This is a genomic window from Caballeronia sp. A2-2 (assembly GCF_057612605.2).
Window position 1 is genome coordinate 1,127,625 of sequence record NZ_CM172588.1, and the last position, 19,297, is coordinate 1,146,921.

A 19,297-nucleotide genomic window follows, 5' to 3' on the forward strand; every position below is an offset into this window, starting at 1 on the left:
CACGACTTATGCCATTCGGCCGACTACCGGTGCCTAGGATATCAGCATAGAGTCGAATTGAACGGCGTGGGCCGTCATGTATCTACGCTGTGGATACATTCAACTTGACTCGGAGGAAAGATGGTATCTACAATGGCTCTACCTTTTCCAGACTTTTCGTTCATGAAACTGATGATTCAAAAATGGGGCAACAGCGCAGCCGTTCGCTTGCCGGCTGCTTTGCTCGATCGCGCGCATCTGGAGTTGGGCGACCGGCTCGAAGTTGATGTACGCGCGGAAGGCATCATGCTGATTCCGGCACGGCCGCAATATGCGCTGAAAGACCTCGTGGCCCAGTGTGATCTGTCGGCACCCTTGCCTGAGGACGTCGCGGCATGGAACGACATCAAGCCCGAGGGTCGCGAAGTATGGTGAAGCGCGTGAAGTTCGAAAGAGGCGATATCGTGCGCGTGAGCCTCGATCCGGTCGTGGGACACGAACAGCAAGGCGACTCGCGTCCCGTGCTTGTTCTGTCCTCGGGTTTGTTCAATTCAATGGGGGTCGCGCTCGTCGCGCCGATCACGCAAGGAGGAAACTTCGCGCGCTTTGCCGGATTCGCGGTCCCGCTTTCCGGCGCCGGCACGGAAACTCAGGGCGTCGCGCTCGTGAACATGGTTCGCATGCTCGATCTGGAAGCGCGGGGTGGACGCAGAATCGAGCGCGCATCCGTCGAGGCGACAGAAGATGCGCTGGCGCGTCTGCAAACCATCCTCGACTGAGCGCGTTACTTCCCAATAATCTCCCGAAACCACCTCGGATGATGCTTCCGTGCCCATCCGTAGGTGACGGTCCCGCGCGTCATCGCGCCGACGGAGCCTTTGATCCAGATCGCCGCATAAATATGCACGATGATCCCCACGATCAGCACGAACGCCGCCGCCGCGTGCGCAAGCGCCGCGATGCGGATCACGGTAATCGGAAAGTAGAACGAGAAGTACCGCCGCCAGATCACGACGCCGCTAACCAAGAGCACGAACAGACATAAAACCATCGTGAAGAACAGCAGCTTCTGTCCCGCGTTGTACTTACCAATTTCAGGCAACCGATCTTCACGATTCGCAAGCACATCGCCAATCTGCTTCATCCACTGAACATCGCTCTTATCCAGATAGTTGTGATGCCAGAAGCGCAGCGCCAGAATCAAAAACGAGAGAAACATCACGCAGCCCACGAACGGATGCAGAATGCGCGTCCATTGTCCGCCGCCGAACACGGCATAGAGCCACGACATCGACGGATGAAACATGGCCAGCCCCGACAGCGCAAGCAGAACGAACGTGATCGCCGTGATCCAGTGATTCGTGCGCTCGTTCGGCGTATAGCGTTGAATCAGCCGGTTGCCCTTGATATCGCGCAATTCGCTATCGTGTTTCATCTGCTCGCTCCAGTCCGCCTTCGCGACGGCGACGCACTTCTTCCGCTTCGTGCTGCGCTTCGAGTTCTTCTTCCTCGCTCACTTCGTTCGGCCCGACGCGCGTGTAATGGAAGAATCCTGCCAGTGCAGTCAGACCGATTGCGATCATCGCCAGCGGCTTGCTCACGCCTTTCCACAACTGCACGAACGGACTGATGCGCGGGTTCTTCGCCAGCCCGTGATACAACTCCGGCTGATCCGCGTGATGCAGCACGTACATCACATGCGTGCCACCGACGCCCGCCGGGTTATAGAGTCCGGCATGCTCGAAGCCGCGCTCCTTCAAGTCTTCGATGCGATCTTCCGCCTGCGCGATCATATCCACCTTCGTGCCGAACATGATCGCCCCGGTCGGGCACGTCTTCACGCACGCGGGCTCTTGTCCCACGGCAACTCGATCCGAACACAGCGTGCACTTGTACACGCGATGATCTTCCTTTGACAGCCGTGGAATATTGAACGGGCATCCCGTGATGCAATACCCGCAGCCGATGCAATTCTCCTCATGAAAATCCACGATCCCGTTGGTGTACTGCACGATCGCTCCCGGCGACGGACACGCCTTCAAACAACCGGGATCTTCGCAATGCATGCAGCCGTCCTTGCGGATCAGCCATTCCAGATCGCCCTTCGGATTTTCATACTCGGTGAAGCGCATGACCGTCCATGACTTCTCGGTCAGGTCGCGCGGATTGTCATAGATGCCTGTGGTATGGCCGATTTCGTCGCGCAGATCGTTCCATTCCATGCACGCCGTCTGACACGCCTTGCAGCCAATGCACTTCGACACATCGATCAGCTTCGCGACCGTGCCCGTCACCGGCACGCGATCGCCCGGCGGCGGCGTGGTCGTGGCCGACAGGCGTTTGATATCGAGCGATTGCAGCGCCATCCCGCCTCCTATGCCTTTTCCACTTTCACGAGGAACGACTTGAACTCCGGCGTCTGCGAGTTCGCGTCGCCCACGGAAGGCGTCAGTGTGTTGACGAGATAGCCCGGCTGCGCGAGACCCTTGAAGCCCCAGTGCAACGGCAGACCGACGGTATGCACCTTCTTGCCATCCACATTCAATGGCTTGATGCGCTTGGTCACCAGTGCCACCGCCACGATATGCCCGCGATTGCCCGACACGCGCACGCGATCGCCCGCCACCACGCCCACTTCCTTCGCGTGCTCCTCGCCGATCTCGACGAACTGCTGCGGCTGGATGATCGCGTTCAGCCGCGCGTGCTTCGTCCAGTAGTGGAAATGCTCGGTGAGCCGATACGTGGTCGCGGTATTCGGAAACTTGTCGGCGGTGCCGAACGCCGCGCGATCGTCCGGGAACACGCGCGCCGCCGGATTGCTCGTGACGAGCTTGTTGTCCGGGAAGAACGGGTTGTAGCCGAGCGGCGTTTCGAACGGTTCGTAGTGCGTCGGGAACGGTCCTTCGTTCATGCCATCGCGCGCGAAGAAACGCGCCACGCCCTCCGGATTCATGATGAACGGATTCATGCCGTTCTGCGGCGGTTCGTCCACCTTGAAATCGGGGATGTCCGCGCCCGACCACGCCGCGCCGTTCCACGCGATCAGCTTGCGCGTGGGGTCGAACGGCTTGCCGTTGACATCGCACGAGGCGCGGTTGTACAGCACGCGCCGGTTCACCGGCCACGCCCACGCCCAGTTCAATGTCTGGCCGATGCCGGTCGGGTCGGAGTTGTCGCGCCGGCCCATCTGATTGCCGGCCTGCGTCCATGAACCGCAGAAGATCCAGCATCCGCTCGACGTGGAACCATCGTCGCGCAGCAATGCGAAGCTCGCGAGTTGTTCGCCCTTCTTCGCGAGCACTTTCGTTTTGTCGGTGGGATCGGTGACGTCCGTAAGCGCGCGGCCGTTGAACTCCATCGCGATTTCTTCGGGCGTCGGGCTTTCCGGGTCCGAGTAAGGCCACGTCATCTTGAGGATGGGATCGGGATATGCGCCGCCCTTTTCCTGATACGCCTTGCGCATGCGCAGCCACAGACCCGACATGATCTCCAGATCGCTGCGCGCTTCGCCCGGCCCGACCGCGCCTTGCCAATGCCATTGCAGCACGCGCGACGAACTCACCAGCGAGCCGCGTTCTTCCGCGAAACACGTCGTCGGCAAACGGAAGACTTCGGTCTGAATATTCGAGGCATCGACATCGTTGAATTCGCCGTGGTTCTTCCAGAACTCGGAAGTCTCCGTGGCAAGCGGGTCCATGATGACGAGCCACTTGAGCTTCGACAGCCCGAGGCCGATCTTCGACTTGTTCGGCGCGGCAGCCAGCGGATTGAAGCCCTGCGCGATATAGCCGTTCATCTTGCCGTTGGCCATCAACTCGAATACTTGCAGCATGTCGTAGGACTTGTCGAGCTTGGGCAAATAATCGAAGCCGAAGTTATTGCCGGCGTTCGCGTTATCGCCCCACCACGATTTCATGAAGCTCACATGAAACGCGCGGTAGTTCTTCCAATAACTCAACTGATTGGGCCGCAGCGGTTGCGTCGCGCGCTTCTTGATGAACTCCTCGTAGTCCTGCTCGCCTTCCATCGGCAAGGTCATGTAGCCGGGCAAGAGATTCGACATGAGTCCGAGATCGGTCAGACCTTGAATGTTCGAATGCCCGCGCAGCGCATTCATGCCGCCGCCCGCGATGCCGATATTCCCCAGCAGCAGTTGCACCATCGCGCCGGTGCGGATCATCTGCGCGCCAACCGAGTGATGCGTCCAGCCGAGCGCATAAAGAATGGTGCCCGCGCGATTGGGCGCGGCGGTCGTCGCGAGCATCTCGCAGACCTTGAGGAACTTGTCCTTCGGCGTGCCGCAGACGCGCTCCACCATCTCGGGTGTGTAGGTCGAGAAATGCGCTTTCAGCAGGTTGTAGACGCAGCGCGGATGCTGCAGCGTCGGATCGACCTTCGCGAAACCGTCGTCGCCAAGCTCGTAATCCCAGCTCGTCTTGTCGTACTTGCGATGCTCCGCGTCATAGCCCGAATACAGTCCGTCATTGAACGCGAAATCCTCACGGACGATGAACGACATATCCGTGTAGTTCTTCACGTACTCGTGCTGAATCTTGTCGTTCGTCAGCAGATAGTTGATGACACCGCCCAGAAACGCGATATCGCTGCCGGTGCGAATGGGCGCATAAAAATCCGCGACCGATGCCGTGCGCGTGAAGCGCGGATCGACCACGATCAGCTTCGTTTTCCGATGCGCCTTCGCCTCGGTCACCCACTTGAAGCCGCACGGGTGCGCCTCGGCTGCGTTGCCGCCCATCACGAGAATCACGTCCGCGTTGCGAATATCGACCCAATGGTTCGTCATCGCTCCACGGCCAAACGTCGGGGCAAGACCTGCCACCGTCGGGCCATGTCAGACACGCGCCTGATTGTCGAAACCGAGCATCCCCCAACTGCGCACGGTCTTGTGCGTCAGGTAACCCACTTCATTGCTGCCCGCCGACGCCGCGAGAAACCCCGAAGTCAGCCAGCGGTTGACCGTCTTGCCGTCCGGCGTTTTCTCGACGAAATTCGCATCGCGGTCTTCCTTCAGCAACATGGCGATGCGGTCCAGCGCCTCATCCCACGAAATGCGCTTCCACTCGTCCGACCCGGGCGCGCGATGTTCGGGATACAGCAAGCGGCTCGGGCTATGAATGAAGTCGATCAACGAGGCGCCTTTCGGGCACAACGTGCCGCGATTGACCGGATGGTCGGGATCGCCTTCGATATGAATGATGCTGGCCTTCGCGTTCTTGGCGTTGTCGCCGAGGCCGTACATCAGGATGCCGCACCCGACTGAGCAGTACGGGCAGGTGTTGCGCGTTTCGGTGGTACGCGACAGTTTGTATTGTCGGACTTCGGCAAGCGCGGGTGCCGGAGAGAAGCCCATTGCCGCCAGGCTCGATCCGGCGAGCGTGCTCGCGGAGACCTTGAGGAACTGTCGCCGTGACATGTGCAGCATGATTGCCTCGGCGCGTTGTGTTTGTACTGGGGTGTGCAAAGTATAGGGTGTCAGATTAATCCGCGCACCGTCCGGTGCCGAATGCGTGTTCTGGAATGGAACATGCTCGTTTGCCTTTCGAATAACCATCGAACATCATCCAAAACCCGAGGCCGTCATGAGTTCCGTCTCCACGCAAAAGCTCGAAGCCACCATGAAGAAGGACGCGTCGTGGGCAATCGGCGCGCTGAAGAAGTTCTCGGAGGACCGTTGCGCGGCGATGGCCGCGAGCATCGCGTTCTACTCGGCGTTTTCGCTCGCGCCGACGCTCGTCATGGTGATCGCCGTGGCCGGCTGGGTGTTCGGGCCGGAAGCCGCGCGCGGACAGTTGTTCCATCAGGTCAACGGGTTGCTCGGCGATCAGGCGGCGTCGGGCGTGCAGAGCATCGTCGAGAACGCGCATCGCAGCGGCGGGACGGGGATTGCCGCGATCATTTCGTTCGTGCTGCTGGCGGTCGGCGCGTCGGCGACGTTTTCATCGCTTAATACGGCGCTCAATATAGTGTGGCCGATGTCCGGCGAGCAGCGCTCCAGCGTGTTTGCGATGGTGCGCGTGCGGCTCGTCTCGTTCGGGCTGGTGCTGGGCGTGGCGTTTTTGCTGATCGTCTCGCTCGTGCTGGATACGGCGATTCAGGCGGTCGGCATGTGGTTGTGGGGGAATTCGCCGTTCGTGATCATTGGCGATATCGTGCAATTGGTGGCCGGCCTGCTGATTCTGTCCGTCGCGTTCGGCGGCCTGATGAAGTTTTTGCCGGATGCGCCCGTCGAATGGCGCGATGCGATAGTCGGCGGTCTGGTGTCGGCCGTGCTGTTTTCGGCGGGGAAGAAGCTGTTTGCGTTTTATCTCACGCACGCGGGCACCGCGAGCGCGTTCGGCGCGGCGGGTTCGCTGGCCGTTCTGCTGATGTGGCTGTATTTCTCCGCCGCCGTGCTGCTGCTCGGCGCGGAATTCTCGGCGGCACGGGCACGCATGCACGATCCGCGCGGCGCGTGGGGCATGCAGAACAACGGACGCCTGCCGCCCGGCAGCCGCGCCAAGATCGGCTCGATGCTCGCGGCATCCACACGCAGCGCGTCGCCCTTGCAGGCGGCGGCATCCACCGTCGCGCCCGCGACGCCCGCCAGCGCACGACCGGACGTATTCGCGGAAGCGGCGGCGCGCCGTTCGATCGGCGCGCGCGCTCAGCACGCGCAGCAATTGACCGGACAGGCGCGCAAGAAGGTTTCCGCCGTGGCGAAGGCGCTGGAGTTGTCGCGCAAGATCGCGCGGGCGGAGACGAAAGCCACGCAGGTTACCGCGCGCGCCATGATCGGCGCGGGCCGCCGGGCGTCGGACGCCAATGCAGCGGTGCGCAGGCATCCGTGGCGTTCGGTGTTGCTGGCGGCGGGCGCGGGCGTGGCGGTCGCCTTGCTGACCCAGCGCGATCAGCCGGTTGACCGAAATCAGCGAGACGCTGGCTGATGAGTCCGCAGCGTTCGCTGGTGCCCAGCACGGCGAACGCTGAACGAAGCCCGAACTAATTCGTTTGTTACCAAAATCGCAGGCAATCGTCTGCGCTAAGCGGAAGGCACTTTTTACTGGCCGCCTTCCGTCCGGAACTTTTCCCACGTCTTCCTGTCATCGCGAAAATCACCGGAAACACCCCAAAAACCTTTACGGGCGGGGTTTCCGCAATATGTGTGTTTTTCGAGACACTCTTATTTTTCCAGTTCTTAAGTTTTGAAACGTTGCGTTATTCTCTGCGCCGGCAACAACGATTTTAATCATTCGCGTGGAGAATTCGATGAAACGAGTCGCACTGACGTCCCTCTCGCTGGCACTGCTCGGCGCAGCAGGCGCGGCACAGGCCCAAACGAGCGTGACGCTCTATGGCGTGATCGATACGGGTATTGCCTGGGTGAGCGCAGCCAACACGGCAGGCGACCACCAGTTCGGCATGCTGAACGGCACGCTGTCCGGCCCGCGTTGGGGCTTGAAGGGTCAGGAAGACCTCGGCGGTGGCCTGAAGGCAATCTTCCAGTTGGAAAGCGGTTTTGATCCGGGCACGGGCCGGCTGAACCAAGGCGGCCGCGAATTCGGTCGTCAGGCGTTCGTGGGCTTGAGCGGTGCTCAGTGGGGTACGGTCACCTTGGGTCGTCAGTACGATCCGTCGGTTGACATGGTTCAGGGTCTCACGGCCGACAACTACTGGGGTTCGGCATTCGCAACGCCGGGCGACCTCGACAACTACGACAACAGCCTGCGCGTCAGCAACGCTGTGAAGTACGTGTCGCCGACGTTCGCTGGCTTCCAGTTCGAAGGCATCTACGGCTTCAGCAACCTGGCAGGCACGACCGGCCAGGGCATGACCTGGGGCGGCGCGGCATCGTACACGAACGGCCCGTTGGCTTTGGCCGCGTCGTACTTGTACGCGAACAACCCGACGGCTGGCCGTGCAGGCACGTGGTCGAGCCCGTCGGCTGACTCGCTCGTGTACACGGCGATCAACTCGGGTTACGCAAGCGCGCATGCAATCGGCATCGCACGTGCGGCGGGTCAGTACACGTTCGGCCCGTTCACGGCTGGCGCATCGTACAGCTTCGCGCAGTACAAGAACGACGGCAGCTCGCTGTTCACGGAGCAAGAGAAGTTCAACGTCGGCAACGGCTACCTGAACTATCAACTGACGCCGGCCATGCTCCTGGGCGTGGGCTACACGTACACGCACGGCAGCGGCGACACGTCGGCGACGTACCATCAGGCTTCGCTCGGCGCGGACTACTCGCTGTCCAAGCGTACGGACATCTACGCGGTCGGTGCCTACCAGCACGCCAGCGGCGATCAACGTAACGCAAACGGCGTGGGCGTTTCGTCCGCGCAGGCATCAGTGGCCGACTTCGCGTTCGACTCGGGTCGTTCGCATCAGGAGATCGTCATCATCGGTCTGCGTCACAAGTTCTAAGAACAAGCGGATGGCGTGGCGCGAGTCACGCCGGACGACAAAAGCAGCAGCGACTCGACAGCCAACGGCTTTGCCGTTGGCTGTTTTTTTTGGGCGCGCGCTTCGTGTTTGTCGCAAAGTGTCGATTTCAACCGGACGTGCGGAACGTGCGTCATCGTGAGGAGGCAGAATCGTTTATCGACATGCCAGAAGGATCGAACGATGCCCGCAGTCCGCCGCTTCACGCTCACCGCTCTCCTTGCCGCAGCGCTGGTCTTGACCGGATGCAGCGCCGATAAACCGCCTTCATGGCCGATGATCGTCGCGCATCGCGGCGGCACCGCCGATTCGCCCGAGAACACGCTTCTCGCGATTCGCCAGGCGCTTGCCGATCATGCGGACGCGATATGGCTCACCGTGCAACTCACGCGCGATGGCGTGCCGGTGCTTTATCGTCCTGCGGATTTATCGACGAATACGAATGGTCGCGGCGCGGTTGCATCGCTCGATTTGAATGAACTGGAAAGGCTAAACGCGGGCTGGAATTTCGCGCGTGTCGATGAAAATGGCACGAAGACTTATCCCTATCGCAGCGAGCCATTACGCATCCCGACGCTCGATGAAGCCTTGCGTGCCATTCCCGCCGCCACGCCCGTCATGCTCGACATGAAGGCGCTCCCGGCCGCACCGCAAGCCGCAGCAGTCGCGCGCGTTTTAACCGAACAAAACGCCTGGCAACGCGTGCTGCTCTATTCCACCGACGCCGCCTATCAGCAAGCCTTCGCGCCCTATCCGCAAGCGCGGATGTTCGAATCCCGCGATGTCACGCGCGGCCGTCTTGCGGACATTGCGCTGGCGCACGCATGCAGCGCGCCGCCCGCGCCCGGCGCATGGACAGCCTTCGAATACAGAAGAAAGATGACGTTGACGGAGACCTTCACGCTGGGCGAAGCGCGTTCGCCAGTGGATGCAAAACTCTGGACGCCCGATGCCATCGCATGCTTTCGCTCGCGCGGCGACACGCATATCGTGGCAATCGGTATCGGCGATGCGGAGGATTATCGCGCCGCCGCGTGTCTGGGCATCGACGCAATCCTCGCGGACTCGCCGCACCGGATGCAGACGATCCGCGCAAACATGAGCGCCACGCCCGCCTGCGCGCCCTAAGCCTTAAAGCTCGGGCGCGTTGCCCTGCGGGTTCATATCTTCGGCGAGCGTCTGCGCGGGTGCATCGGTATTGTCCGGCAAGTCGCCGATGACCAACCGAGGCACCGCCGCCCGCGTCTCGCGCGGACGAATCGGCACATTGGCGAGATCGGTCCACGAAGGGTTCGGAATCTCTCCGAAAATCTGCCGCAGACGTTCGCCCCAGGTGCGGTGGATCATCTGGTAATACGTGCTGTCGTTATCCAGCGTGGCGAAGCGCGTGACGCGCAGCGCATCCTTTTCGTACACCAGAAGATCGAGCGGCAGCCCGACCGAAAGGTTGGAGCGCAGCGTGGAATCCATCGAAATGAGCGCGCATTTCGCGGCTTCGTCCAGCGGCGAGGCTGGCGTGATGACGCGATCGATGATCGGCTTGCCGTACTTCGATTCGCCGATCTGAAAATACGGCGACACGCGCGTGGATTCGATGAAATTGCCCGCCGCATACACCATGAACAGACGCGGCGGCTGGCCGTGAATTTGTCCGCCGAGGATGAAGCTGCAATTGAAGTCCACGCTGAATTCCGCGAGCGACAAGGCATCGCGCCGATGCACCTCGCGCACCGCCTCACCGACGATGCGCGCGGCTTCCGCCATCGTCGTGCAGCTATAGAGTGTCGGCGCGTCCGGGTCGGTCGGCTCCGCCAGCAGATGCGTGACCGCTTGCGTCAAGGCCAGATTGCCCGCCGCGAGCAGCACGATCACGCGCTCGCCCGCCTGCTCGAACACGGCCATCTTGCGCGCGGCGCTCACGTGATCCACGCCGGCGTTGGTGCGCGTGTCCGACAAAAACACGAGGCCTTCGTCCACGCACAAGCCCACGCAATAAGTCATTTCGATCCGTCCTGAAGCACTGGCAAAGCGATATTGTACTAACGCAAATTACGCGGTGCATCGAAGAAACCGTATGCAAACGATGCCATATCGCGCATTCACCACAAACGTGCGATTCGATTCGCACGTTTAATCGTTTATCGGCATATCCATGCGACGGCTTGAATAGCGTGTTTTTGCGCTAGACTCGGCAACTTATTCGTCGTGTTTTTCGTGATCCGTGATGCCCGAAGAAGCCTTTGAAAACGATGCACTCGCCGACGCCCTTCTCGCGGACCTCGCGCGTCCCATCGTGTTCGTGGATCTGGAAACCACGGGCAGTCATCCCGTGGACGATCGCATCACCGAAATAGGCGTGGTGGAAGTGAGCCGCGCGGGCATCGAATACTGGAGCGTGCTGGTCGATCCGGGCGTGCCGGTGCCGCCTTTCATCGCACGTCTGACCGGTATCGACGATTCGATGCTAAAGGGTCAGCCGAGCTTCGAAACGCTCGCACCCGCGCTTGCCGAACGGCTGCACGGCAAGCTCTTCGTCGCGCACAATGCGCGCTTCGATTACGGGTTCCTGAAGAATGCGTTCCGTCGCGCGGGTCTCGCGTTTCGCGCGGATACGTTGTGCACGGTGCGGCTGTCGCGCGCGCTGTTTCCATCGGTCGAACGTCATGGACTCGATGCGTTGATCGCGCGGCTCGATCTCGCACCGAAAGGCCGCCATCGCGCGTTAGCGGACGCCGATCTGCTCTGGCAGTTCTGGCAGAAAATCCACACGCTCTATCCGCAAGCACTCGTCGATGCCGCCATCAAAACGCTCGTCCGTCGCGCGAGTCTGCCGCCCGCACTTTCCGAAGATGCGCTCGATGCGTTGCCTTCCACGCCCGGCGTTTACATCTTTCATGGCGACGATGAAGCGCCTTTGTATGTCGGCAAGAGCATCAATCTGAAGCAACGCGTCGCGGCGCATTTCTCGGGGGATCATCGGATTGCGAAGGATTTGTCGATCTCGCAAGCCATCAAGCGGATCGAATATCGCGAGACGGTAGGCGAACTGGGCGCGTTATTGCTCGAAGCGAAACTCGTGAAGGACTTGCAGCCGGTTCATAACCGCATGCTCAAACGCGCGTCCGGTGCATGCGCATGGCAGTGGTTGCCGGGCGCGCATGCGCCGACGCTCGCACGCGCCAGCAAGCGCGATCTTTCGCGTGAGCCTGCGTTGTTCGGTGTGTTCCAATCGCGTGCGAAGGCGCTGGCGTATCTGCGTCATATCGCGGATGAACACGGCTTGTGTCACGCGACGCTCGGGCTTGAGAAGGTCGCGCCCGGTCATCTGCGTGGATGCTTCGGCTATCAGGTGAAGCGTTGCATGGGCGCGTGTGTCGGCGTGGAAACGCTCGCGGATCACGCTGTTCGCGCGCTTACCGCATTGGAGAGCATGAAGCTCGTGCGCTGGCCGCATGATGGTGCCATCGCCATTGCTGAACGCGATAAACAAACGGGCCGCGAAGCATGGCATGTCATCGACCGATGGTGCTATCTCGGCACTTGCGCCACGCGTGAAGAGATCGCGGCGCTGCTCGCTTGCGCGCCGCCTTTAAGACCTTTCGATGCCGACGTATACGGCTTGCTTGCAAAGCGTCTGTCGAACGGTCAGCTCGAATGGATCGCGTGCGAGGCGCGGCCTACGTTCGAACTCATGGCGCAATGCATCGAGTTCAGGGGAATCGCATCGTCAACGAAACGCAAGGTCAACGTGCGTCGTTCTGCGCGAGCCATAGAAGGACAGTTCGCGCTGGCGCTTTGAATCAAGCAACAATCGAAGCCAACAAAACAAAAAAGGCCGGCTTCCTCAACCAAGGAAGCCGGCCTCTTCGCGTTTAAAACGTGACTTAAGCAGCCGCGTCTTTCAGCTTCTTCAGCGGACGTGCCTTGATGCGCACGCTTGCCGGCTTGGCCGGGAACCAACGCTCGGTGCCCGTGAACGGGTCCTTGCCGAAGCGCTTCTTCTTGGCCGGCACCGCTTGCGCCGAGATCTTCAGCAGACCCGACAGCGTGAATTCGCCAGCGCCCTTCTTGTGGATGGAACCGAGAATGGTGTCCTCGAGTGCGACCATCACGGCCTTCACCGCCTTTACGTCCACAGCGGCACGTTCAGCAAGGTACGCTGCAAGCGAGGCCTTGGTGAAAGTGTCCTTGATCGGCGACGATGCGCCCGCGGTCTTCTTCGCGGCAACGGCGGTCTTGGTGGCTACTTTCTTCGCGGCAACCTTCGATGCTGCTTTCTTGGCGACCGGGGTCTTGGCTGCGGCCTTTTTGGCCGGTGCTTTCTTGGCAGCGGTTTTAGCGGAAGTCGGCATGTTTCTCCTACCTGTGTTGGTCAGTGGTATCTACCTGAATACGTTCGCACATGATGTTGGTCATGTTCAATAAAGCGTTCGTATCACGCCGGATTCTACATACGCCAGGCGAGTTCGTGCGAGTCTTTTGCGCTTTTATATCGTTTTTCAGGGGGTTTTTCGTGGCGTGGCGTTCACAGGTGAGCTTGTTCGGGAGTCGTATCGTTAGAAATAGCCCTTAAAACAAGTATCGAAAGCATCAAACGAGGGACGACGAAGGCAACGCACTGATACGCGCGATCAGCGGATAGTGATCCGATGCCACACGCGAACGCGGCGTGCGATGCACCTCCACACGCATCAACCGTTCACCCGGATGCACCCAGATACGATCCAGCGCAAAGAGCGGATAGCGCGTCGGAAACGTGCGCAATGCAGTCGCGCGATGAAAGTGCGTGACAAGCCGCCGCAGCGTGCGGCCATGAACGAACCACTCGTTCAGATCGCCAAGCAGGATGACGGGCATCGCAGGCGTGTCGAAGCGCTGCAAGACTTGTTCGACCTGCGCGCGTCGTTCGCTTGCGGCGAGGCCCAGATGCGTCGCGATGACGCGCCACGTTTCGCCTTCGCAGTCGATATCCGCATCGAGCGCGCCGCGCGGCTCGCGGCTTCTGAAAGAAAGATCGAGCGTGCGCACCGCGCGCACCGGATAGCGCGTGAGCACCGCGTTGCCATAGCGGCGCGCGGGTGTGTCGAGCGTGGGACCGGCGACCGCATGAAGGTTGGTCATGCGTTGCAATACATCGAGCACATCCGGCGACGATGCACCGCCCAGCGGCACTTCCTGCAACGCGAAGATATCGGCATCGATTTCGGCGAGCACTTCGCCGATGCGCTCGGGCGCGAACTTGCCATCGATGCCCACGGCTCCATGCAGGTTATAGGTGGCGATGCGCAATTCACGCGTCGTCATTCGTTGACCTCGTTGGCAGGATTATCGTGCGGCAAGTCCGCGTGTTCGCGAAGACGGCTGGCGCGTTGCGCTTCCTCGCTGGCGCGCGGCTTGTCGGCATCGCCCGGTGCGCCTTCGTGCGCGGCCTGCTCATTCTTGCCGCCGAGAAAGCGCTGCAACAGCACCGACAGCCCAATCAACACCACGCCGATTCCGATGAGCACCGCGAACGAGCTGACCGTCGGATGCCGCAACGAAGCGACGAACTGATGCGCGAATGCGACCGTCAGGAAGATGCCCGGTCCCATGCCGAGCATCGTGCCGATCATGAAATCGCGCATGCGAATATGCGATGCGCCCGCCACAAGATTGACGATGGCGAACGGCGCAACCGGCAGCAGCCTCAACACGACGACCGCGACGATGCCGCGCTTGGCCACGCGCTCTGAAAGACGGTTCACGCGCGCACCGGCGAGCTTGCGCACGGCATCGCGTCCGAGCCAGTTGCCGAGGTGAAAGGTCACCGCTGCGGCCAGTGTCGTGCCGACGAACGCATACAGTCCGCCCCACACCGCGCCGAAGACGAGACCCATCGTGGCGATAAGCAACGTCACCGGCACGGACACGGTTGCCGCCATCACATAGCCCGCGATGATCCACAACGGCGCGAGCGGCAACGTTTCGATGCTTCGCGTCGCAGCGGCAAACGACTTCAGGTTGATGTAATCCCCGAGCGGCGTCCAGTGCAAGGTCGCCGCGATCACCACGACCAGGAGCGCGAGCGCGCCGAGCATCGCGTAACGGCCGATGAGCGGACGCGTCTTTTCCTTCGGCACGAACTGATCGACGAGCGCATCGGCGGCGATGGGCACTTCGGGATCGATCAGCGCATCGGGCGGAATGAGTTGATCGAGTTCGCGCGACACTTCCGGGTCCAGCGCGATCAACGTGCGATGTTCGTCGCGTTCGCGTTGCAGCGCGGCGATGGCGGCGTTCATGCTGCCGCGCGCATCGCGTTCGCGCACGATGTCTTCGACTTCGCAGCCGAGATGTTCGGCGAGCAGCGTGTCGCGCATGGTCGCGATCGCGCGGCGGATGCGTGCGTTGGCGCCTGCATCGATGGACACGTTGCATTCGGTATCGAGCACCATCGAACGATTGTTCAGGTTCGAGGAGCCGACGATCAGCAGTTCGTCATCCACGATCATCAGCTTGCTGTGCACGTTGACGATCTCCGCGCCGAGGCCCGGCACGCTCGGCGACATGAGCCGATATCGGCCATGCGTGTCGGCGCTTTTCAATAGCGTATGAAGGCGTGCGCGCAATACGCCCATCGTCACTTCCTGTAGCCAGCCGCTTTGATTGCGCGGCACGACGATGGCGAGATCGGGACCATCTTCCTGCGCGAGCGAAGCAGACAACGCCGCGCCTATCGCGCCTGAAGTGAAGTATTGATTCTCGATATAGATGCTGCGGCGCGCGCGTGCAATCGCATCGAGATATTGCGCGCGAATCTGCTGCACGGGCGCGCGATCTTCGTATGCAGGCTCCGTCAGCGATATGGCGATGTCCACGTCATCGAGATCGACGCGGCGCGATGGCGGCCATGCATCGCCCTCGACAGCCGCGCGATGCGAACGGATCGCGAGACGTCTGCCGCACGCGCGCCTCCAGCGTTCGCGTGCGAGCACGCCCATTTCGCGCGCGGCGTCGCCATCGAACATCGAATGGACATCGTGAAAGGGCGCGTAGAGCGTGCCGTTGGCATCGCGGCGAACGGGATCGTCTGCTGCGTGACGCGGCGTGTCCCAGCGTGAACGCGTGAGGTCGAGACCGCCGACGAACGCGAGCCGGTCATCGATCACGACCACTTTCTGATGCTGCGATCCACCGAGCGGATGCTTGCCATCCATCTGAAACGCGATACGCCGATGCGTGCGCCAACCCATCTTGTACACGGGCAGCCATTCGCGTTCGAACGCGTAGAGCATGGCGAAATCCCACGCGAGAATATAGATGCGCAAACGGCGCTTTTCACCGGCAATGGCATGCAGGAAATCGCCGAGCGCTTCGGGATAGCCGTCGTCGCTGCCATCGGGCGTGAACTTCATGCGGCTGTCGATATCCCAGCCGAGAATAAACACGGTGCGTTCCGCGCGCGCAATCGCCTCGCGCAGCACGCGAAAATAATCGGAGCCATCGATCAGGAGACTGAAGCGATGCGCGTGATGCATGCTCGCGCAGTTTCGTCCCGGCTCGAAGAAAGGTTCGTCGGCGCGTTTGCCGTTCATTGGTTTCGGTTCTTTTTGGGTTCTCGAAGGTAATCGCTTCGTAAGTTTGCAAGCGCCATGCCCGCGCGGCTTTCGACGATGCATGACAGTGTTACGCTCGCTTTCATCGACTTCGATCAATCCACGGAGCGCTGCATGAACGAAGAAGCGGACGACGAACGCGCGGGCCTGCTTGCGCTCGCGGCGGCATCCATCGTGGTGGGCGTGGCGACCGGCGCGCTCGGCGCCATGTTCCGTCTTGCACTCGAACAAGGCGATGCCTGGCGCAACGCGCTCGTCGCGTGGGGACACGCAGGGCATGAATATGCCATCGTGTTCGTCGTGCTCGGGGCCGCTGCCGCCGCCGGATTCGCTGCATGGATGGTCGCGCGTTACTCGCCGATTGCGAGTGGCAGCGGCATTCCGCACGTCGAAGCGGTGCTGCACGGCAAGTTGCCGCCCGCGCCGCTCGTGCTCATTCCCATCAAGTTCGTGGGCGGCGTGCTCGCCATCGGTGCGGGACTCGCGCTCGGACGCGAAGGACCGACCGTGCAGATGGGCGCGACCATCGCGCATAGTCTCGGCCGGTTGTTGAAGCGCGAGGTGCGCGATTGCCGCGTGTTGCTCGCGGCGGGCGCGGGCGCGGGACTCGCCACGGCATTCAACGCGCCGATTGCAGGCGCGGTGTTCGTGCTCGAAGAACTCATGCGACGTTTCGATACGCGCACGGCAGTGGCTGCGCTCGGTGCATCGGCGGCAGCAATCGCGACCGCTCGCCTGCTTCATGGCGATGCACCCGACTTCCATCTTCCCGCGCAGCCCTTTCCGGGTTTCGGCATAACGGCGGCGCATCTCGTGCTCGGCGTGATTCTCGGTCTGTTGGGCGCACTCTATTGCCGCACGATTCTCTGGACACTCGATCTCGCGGATGCCTTCGGTCGTCCGCCTACCGTGGCGCGCGCTGTCTTGCGCGCGGCGCTCATCGGCGGATTGGTGGGCGTGCTCGCGTGGTTCGCGCCGCATCTCGCGGGCGGCGGCGACGCCATCACCGAAAGCGCGTTGTTGGGCGCGGGGAGTATCGCGGGCGTGACGGGCATCTTCGTGCTGCGTTTCGTGCTCGGTCCGGTTTCGTATGCAGCAGGCACGCCCGGCGGCCTGTTCGCGCCGATGCTCGTGCTCGGTGCGCAAACGGGTCTCGTGTTCGGGCGAATCTGCATCGGCTGGTTTCCGCAAATGGCGAGCGCGACCGGTGACAACGCCACGTTCGCGGTGGTCGGCATGGCCGCGTTTTTCACGGCCGTCGTGCGCGCGCCGGTGACGGGCATCGTGCTCGTCACCGAGATGACGGCGAGCTTCTCGCTTCTTCTGCCGATGCTCGCGGCCAGCTTCACCGCCATGACCGTGCCGATGCTTCTGCGCTGTCCGCCGATTTACGATTCGCTGGGTGCGCGCGCGGCACGCGGACGTTAGGCCGCTTTCTGCGTGCGATTCCCGGATGCGTTAGTCTCATCGATGAACTTCACACGGCAAAGGACGAGCGATGGAATTTCGACATCTGGGTAAATCGGGCTTCAAAGTTCCGGTTCTGAGCTTCGGCACCGGCACCTTCGGCGGCAAGGGCGACTTCTTCAAGGCGTGGGGCGAGACGGATGTGAGCGAGGCGAAACGGCTCATCGATATCTGTCTTGAATCGGGCGTGTCGATGTTCGATACCGCCGATATCTATTCCGGCGGCGCATCCGAATCCATTCTTGGCGAAGCGCTCAAGGGTCGCCGCGACAAGACCATCATCTCGACGAAGGCGACCTTCCGCTTCGATCCTGATGCGCCTAACTCAGTCGGCTCATCGCGCTTTCATCTCATCGAGGCGGTGAATGCGGCGCTCAAACGCTTGCAGACCGACTACATCGACGTATTCCAGTTGCATGGCTTCGATGCGAAAACGCCCGTCGAAGAAACACTTTCAACGCTCGACGATCTCGTGCGCGCGGGCAAGATTCGTTATACGGGCGTGTCGAATTTTTCGGGTTGGCATCTGCAAAAATCGCTCGATGTGGCGGACCGTTATGGTTACCCGCGTTACGTCGCAAATCAGACTTACTACTCATTGATCGGCCGCGACTACGAGTGGGAACTCATGCAGCTCGGGCTCGATCAGGGCGTGGGCGCGGTGGTGTGGAGTCCGCTCGGCTGGGGACGTTTGACGGGCAAGATTCGGCGCGGTCAGCCGTTGCCGGAACAAAGCCGCTTGCACAAGACCGCCGATATGGGACCGCCGGTGCCGGACGAATATCTCTATCGCGTGGTCGATGCGCTCGATGCCATCGCCGCCGAAACCGGCAAGACCGTGCCGCAGATCGCGCTGAACTGGCTGTTGCAGCGTCCGACTGTGGCGACCGTGTTGATCGGTGCGCGTAACGAAGAACAGTTGCGTCAGAACTTAGGCTCGGTGGGCTGGAATCTCACGCCCGAGCAAGTCAAGAAACTCGATGACGCGAGCAAGGTTCCGGCGGCTTATCCGTATTGGCATCAGCAAGGGTTCTCGGAGCGTAATCCGTTTCCGGTTTAGTCATGAAGCATGGCGCCGTACCGGGAAGCCTTTAACCGATTGTATCGGTACTGTACCGCCGTGAATCCGTACACTTGGTCTGATCGAAATTGATCGAATCGCCATTTTCACGGAACGCGCCATGCCCATGCTGCTCCTCGATGCCCTGCCCGCCGCTGCTTTGTTCGTCATGGTGACGAGCATCACGCCCGGCCCGAACAACACCATGCTGCTCGCTTCGGGCGTGAACTTTGGACTGAAGCGCACCGTGCCGCACATGCTCGGCATCAGCCTCGGCGTGGCGTTGCTCATGTTGGGCGTGGGGCTGGGTCTGGCGCAGGCGTTCGAGCGCTGGTCGTGGCTCTATACCGCGCTGGAGACGCTGAGCATCGTCTATCTGCTTTATCTCGCGTGGAAGATCGGCACGTCTTCGTCCGTGCAGATGCGCGAGGGCGAACGCCGTCCCATGCGCTTTCATGAAGCGGCGGCGTTCCAGCTCATCAACCCCAAGGCGTGGATGATGGTGCTCACCGCCGCCACGACCATCCACTTGCATACGAGCCTTTCGCTCAACTCGGCGCTCATGGCGCTCATCTTCGTGGTGATCGGACTGCCGTGCATTTTCGTGTGGGCGGCGTTCGGCACATCGCTGCGGGGCTTTCTGGCCAATCCGCGCTGGCTGCGCGTGTTCAATATCACGATGGCCGTATTGCTCGTGCTTTCGCTCTATCCGATCGTCGCGCACTTCTTAGCGTGAAGCATGCGGCGCGCTTCG

The 19,297-nt window shown here is 61.4% G+C and carries 16 protein-coding genes; 9 read left to right on the forward strand and 7 right to left on the reverse strand.

The window, feature by feature from the left end:
* Positions 1–162 precede the first annotated feature (162 nt).
* Entirely contained in the window at positions 163–414 is a 252-nt protein-coding gene (locus ACZCWR_RS21535) for an AbrB/MazE/SpoVT family DNA-binding domain-containing protein (RefSeq protein ID WP_487303653.1), read from the forward strand.
* On the forward strand, positions 408–758 hold the full coding sequence (locus ACZCWR_RS21540) for a type II toxin-antitoxin system ChpB family toxin (RefSeq protein WP_487303654.1): 351 nt from the start codon (positions 408–410) through the stop codon (positions 756–758). Before ACZCWR_RS21535 ends, ACZCWR_RS21540 begins: the two co-directional genes overlap by 7 nt.
* 5 nt (positions 759–763) lie before the next feature.
* Here ACZCWR_RS21540 and ACZCWR_RS21545 read toward each other — a convergent pair whose 3' ends face one another.
* From ACZCWR_RS21545 to fdnG, 3 genes are read right to left on the reverse strand one after another with little or no spacing between them, the layout of a single operon-like run.
* Complete coding sequence (locus ACZCWR_RS21545; protein WP_487303655.1) at positions 764–1,414, reverse strand: formate dehydrogenase subunit gamma; 651 nt, start codon at positions 1,412–1,414, stop codon at positions 764–766.
* Positions 1,401–2,345, reverse strand: a complete 945-nt coding sequence (gene fdxH, locus ACZCWR_RS21550) for a formate dehydrogenase subunit beta (RefSeq protein ID WP_487303656.1) — start codon at positions 2,343–2,345, stop codon at positions 1,401–1,403. The genes ACZCWR_RS21545 and fdxH overlap by 14 nt, the downstream gene beginning before the upstream one ends.
* 8 nt (positions 2,346–2,353) lie before the next feature.
* Positions 2,354–5,422: a formate dehydrogenase-N subunit alpha gene (fdnG, locus tag ACZCWR_RS21555; protein WP_487303657.1), complete on the reverse strand. Its 3,069-nt coding sequence runs from the start codon at positions 5,420–5,422 to the stop codon at positions 2,354–2,356.
* Positions 5,423–5,579: 157 nt separating this feature from the next.
* Here fdnG and ACZCWR_RS21560 point away from each other — a divergent pair, with 157 nt between their 5' ends.
* The 3 genes from ACZCWR_RS21560 (at position 5,580) to ACZCWR_RS21570 (ending at position 9,549) form a co-directional block, all read left to right on the forward strand.
* Entirely contained in the window at positions 5,580–6,923 is a 1,344-nt protein-coding gene (locus ACZCWR_RS21560; protein ID WP_487303658.1) for a YihY/virulence factor BrkB family protein, read from the forward strand.
* Between the two features lie 322 nt (positions 6,924–7,245).
* Entirely contained in the window at positions 7,246–8,403 is a 1,158-nt protein-coding gene (locus ACZCWR_RS21565; protein WP_487303659.1) for a porin, read from the forward strand.
* Between the two features lie 201 nt (positions 8,404–8,604).
* A complete protein-coding gene (locus ACZCWR_RS21570) occupies positions 8,605–9,549 on the forward strand; it encodes a glycerophosphodiester phosphodiesterase family protein (protein WP_487303660.1) in 945 nt (314 codons plus the stop codon).
* Positions 9,550–9,552: 3 nt separating this feature from the next.
* Here the strand turns inward: ACZCWR_RS21570 and ACZCWR_RS21575 are convergent, their stop codons facing one another.
* Complete coding sequence (locus ACZCWR_RS21575) at positions 9,553–10,422, reverse strand: proteasome-type protease (protein ID WP_487303661.1); 870 nt, start codon at positions 10,420–10,422, stop codon at positions 9,553–9,555.
* Positions 10,423–10,645: 223 nt separating this feature from the next.
* Here ACZCWR_RS21575 and ACZCWR_RS21580 point away from each other — a divergent pair, with 223 nt between their 5' ends.
* Positions 10,646–12,220 (forward strand): exonuclease domain-containing protein, encoded by a 1,575-nt coding sequence (locus ACZCWR_RS21580; RefSeq protein WP_487303662.1) that lies wholly within the window; start codon positions 10,646–10,648, stop codon positions 12,218–12,220.
* Between the two features lie 85 nt (positions 12,221–12,305).
* Here the strand turns inward: ACZCWR_RS21580 and ACZCWR_RS21585 are convergent, their stop codons facing one another.
* The 3 genes from ACZCWR_RS21585 to ACZCWR_RS21595 form a co-directional block, all read right to left on the reverse strand.
* Complete coding sequence (locus tag ACZCWR_RS21585) at positions 12,306–12,773, reverse strand: HU family DNA-binding protein (RefSeq protein ID WP_487303663.1); 468 nt, start codon at positions 12,771–12,773, stop codon at positions 12,306–12,308.
* A 238-nt stretch (positions 12,774–13,011) separates the two neighbouring features.
* Positions 13,012–13,725 carry an endonuclease/exonuclease/phosphatase family protein gene (locus ACZCWR_RS21590; RefSeq protein WP_487303664.1) on the reverse strand — a complete coding sequence of 238 codons (714 nt, stop codon included), beginning with the start codon at positions 13,723–13,725 and terminating at the stop codon, positions 13,012–13,014.
* Entirely contained in the window at positions 13,722–15,995 is a 2,274-nt protein-coding gene (locus ACZCWR_RS21595) for a VTT domain-containing protein (protein WP_487303665.1), read from the reverse strand. The genes ACZCWR_RS21590 and ACZCWR_RS21595 overlap by 4 nt, the downstream gene beginning before the upstream one ends.
* A 135-nt stretch (positions 15,996–16,130) precedes the next feature.
* Here ACZCWR_RS21595 and clcA point away from each other — a divergent pair, with 135 nt between their 5' ends.
* From clcA to ACZCWR_RS21610, 3 genes are all read left to right on the forward strand, one after another.
* Entirely contained in the window at positions 16,131–17,444 is a 1,314-nt protein-coding gene (clcA, locus tag ACZCWR_RS21600; protein WP_487303666.1) for a H(+)/Cl(-) exchange transporter ClcA, read from the forward strand.
* 70 nt (positions 17,445–17,514) lie between these two features.
* Positions 17,515–18,543, forward strand: coding sequence for an aldo/keto reductase (locus tag ACZCWR_RS21605; protein ID WP_487303667.1), 1,029 nt, complete (start codon positions 17,515–17,517; stop codon positions 18,541–18,543).
* A 121-nt stretch (positions 18,544–18,664) separates the two neighbouring features.
* Positions 18,665–19,279 carry a LysE family translocator gene (locus ACZCWR_RS21610; protein ID WP_487303668.1) on the forward strand — a complete coding sequence of 205 codons (615 nt, stop codon included), beginning with the start codon at positions 18,665–18,667 and terminating at the stop codon, positions 19,277–19,279.
* Positions 19,280–19,297: the final 18 nt, after the last annotated feature.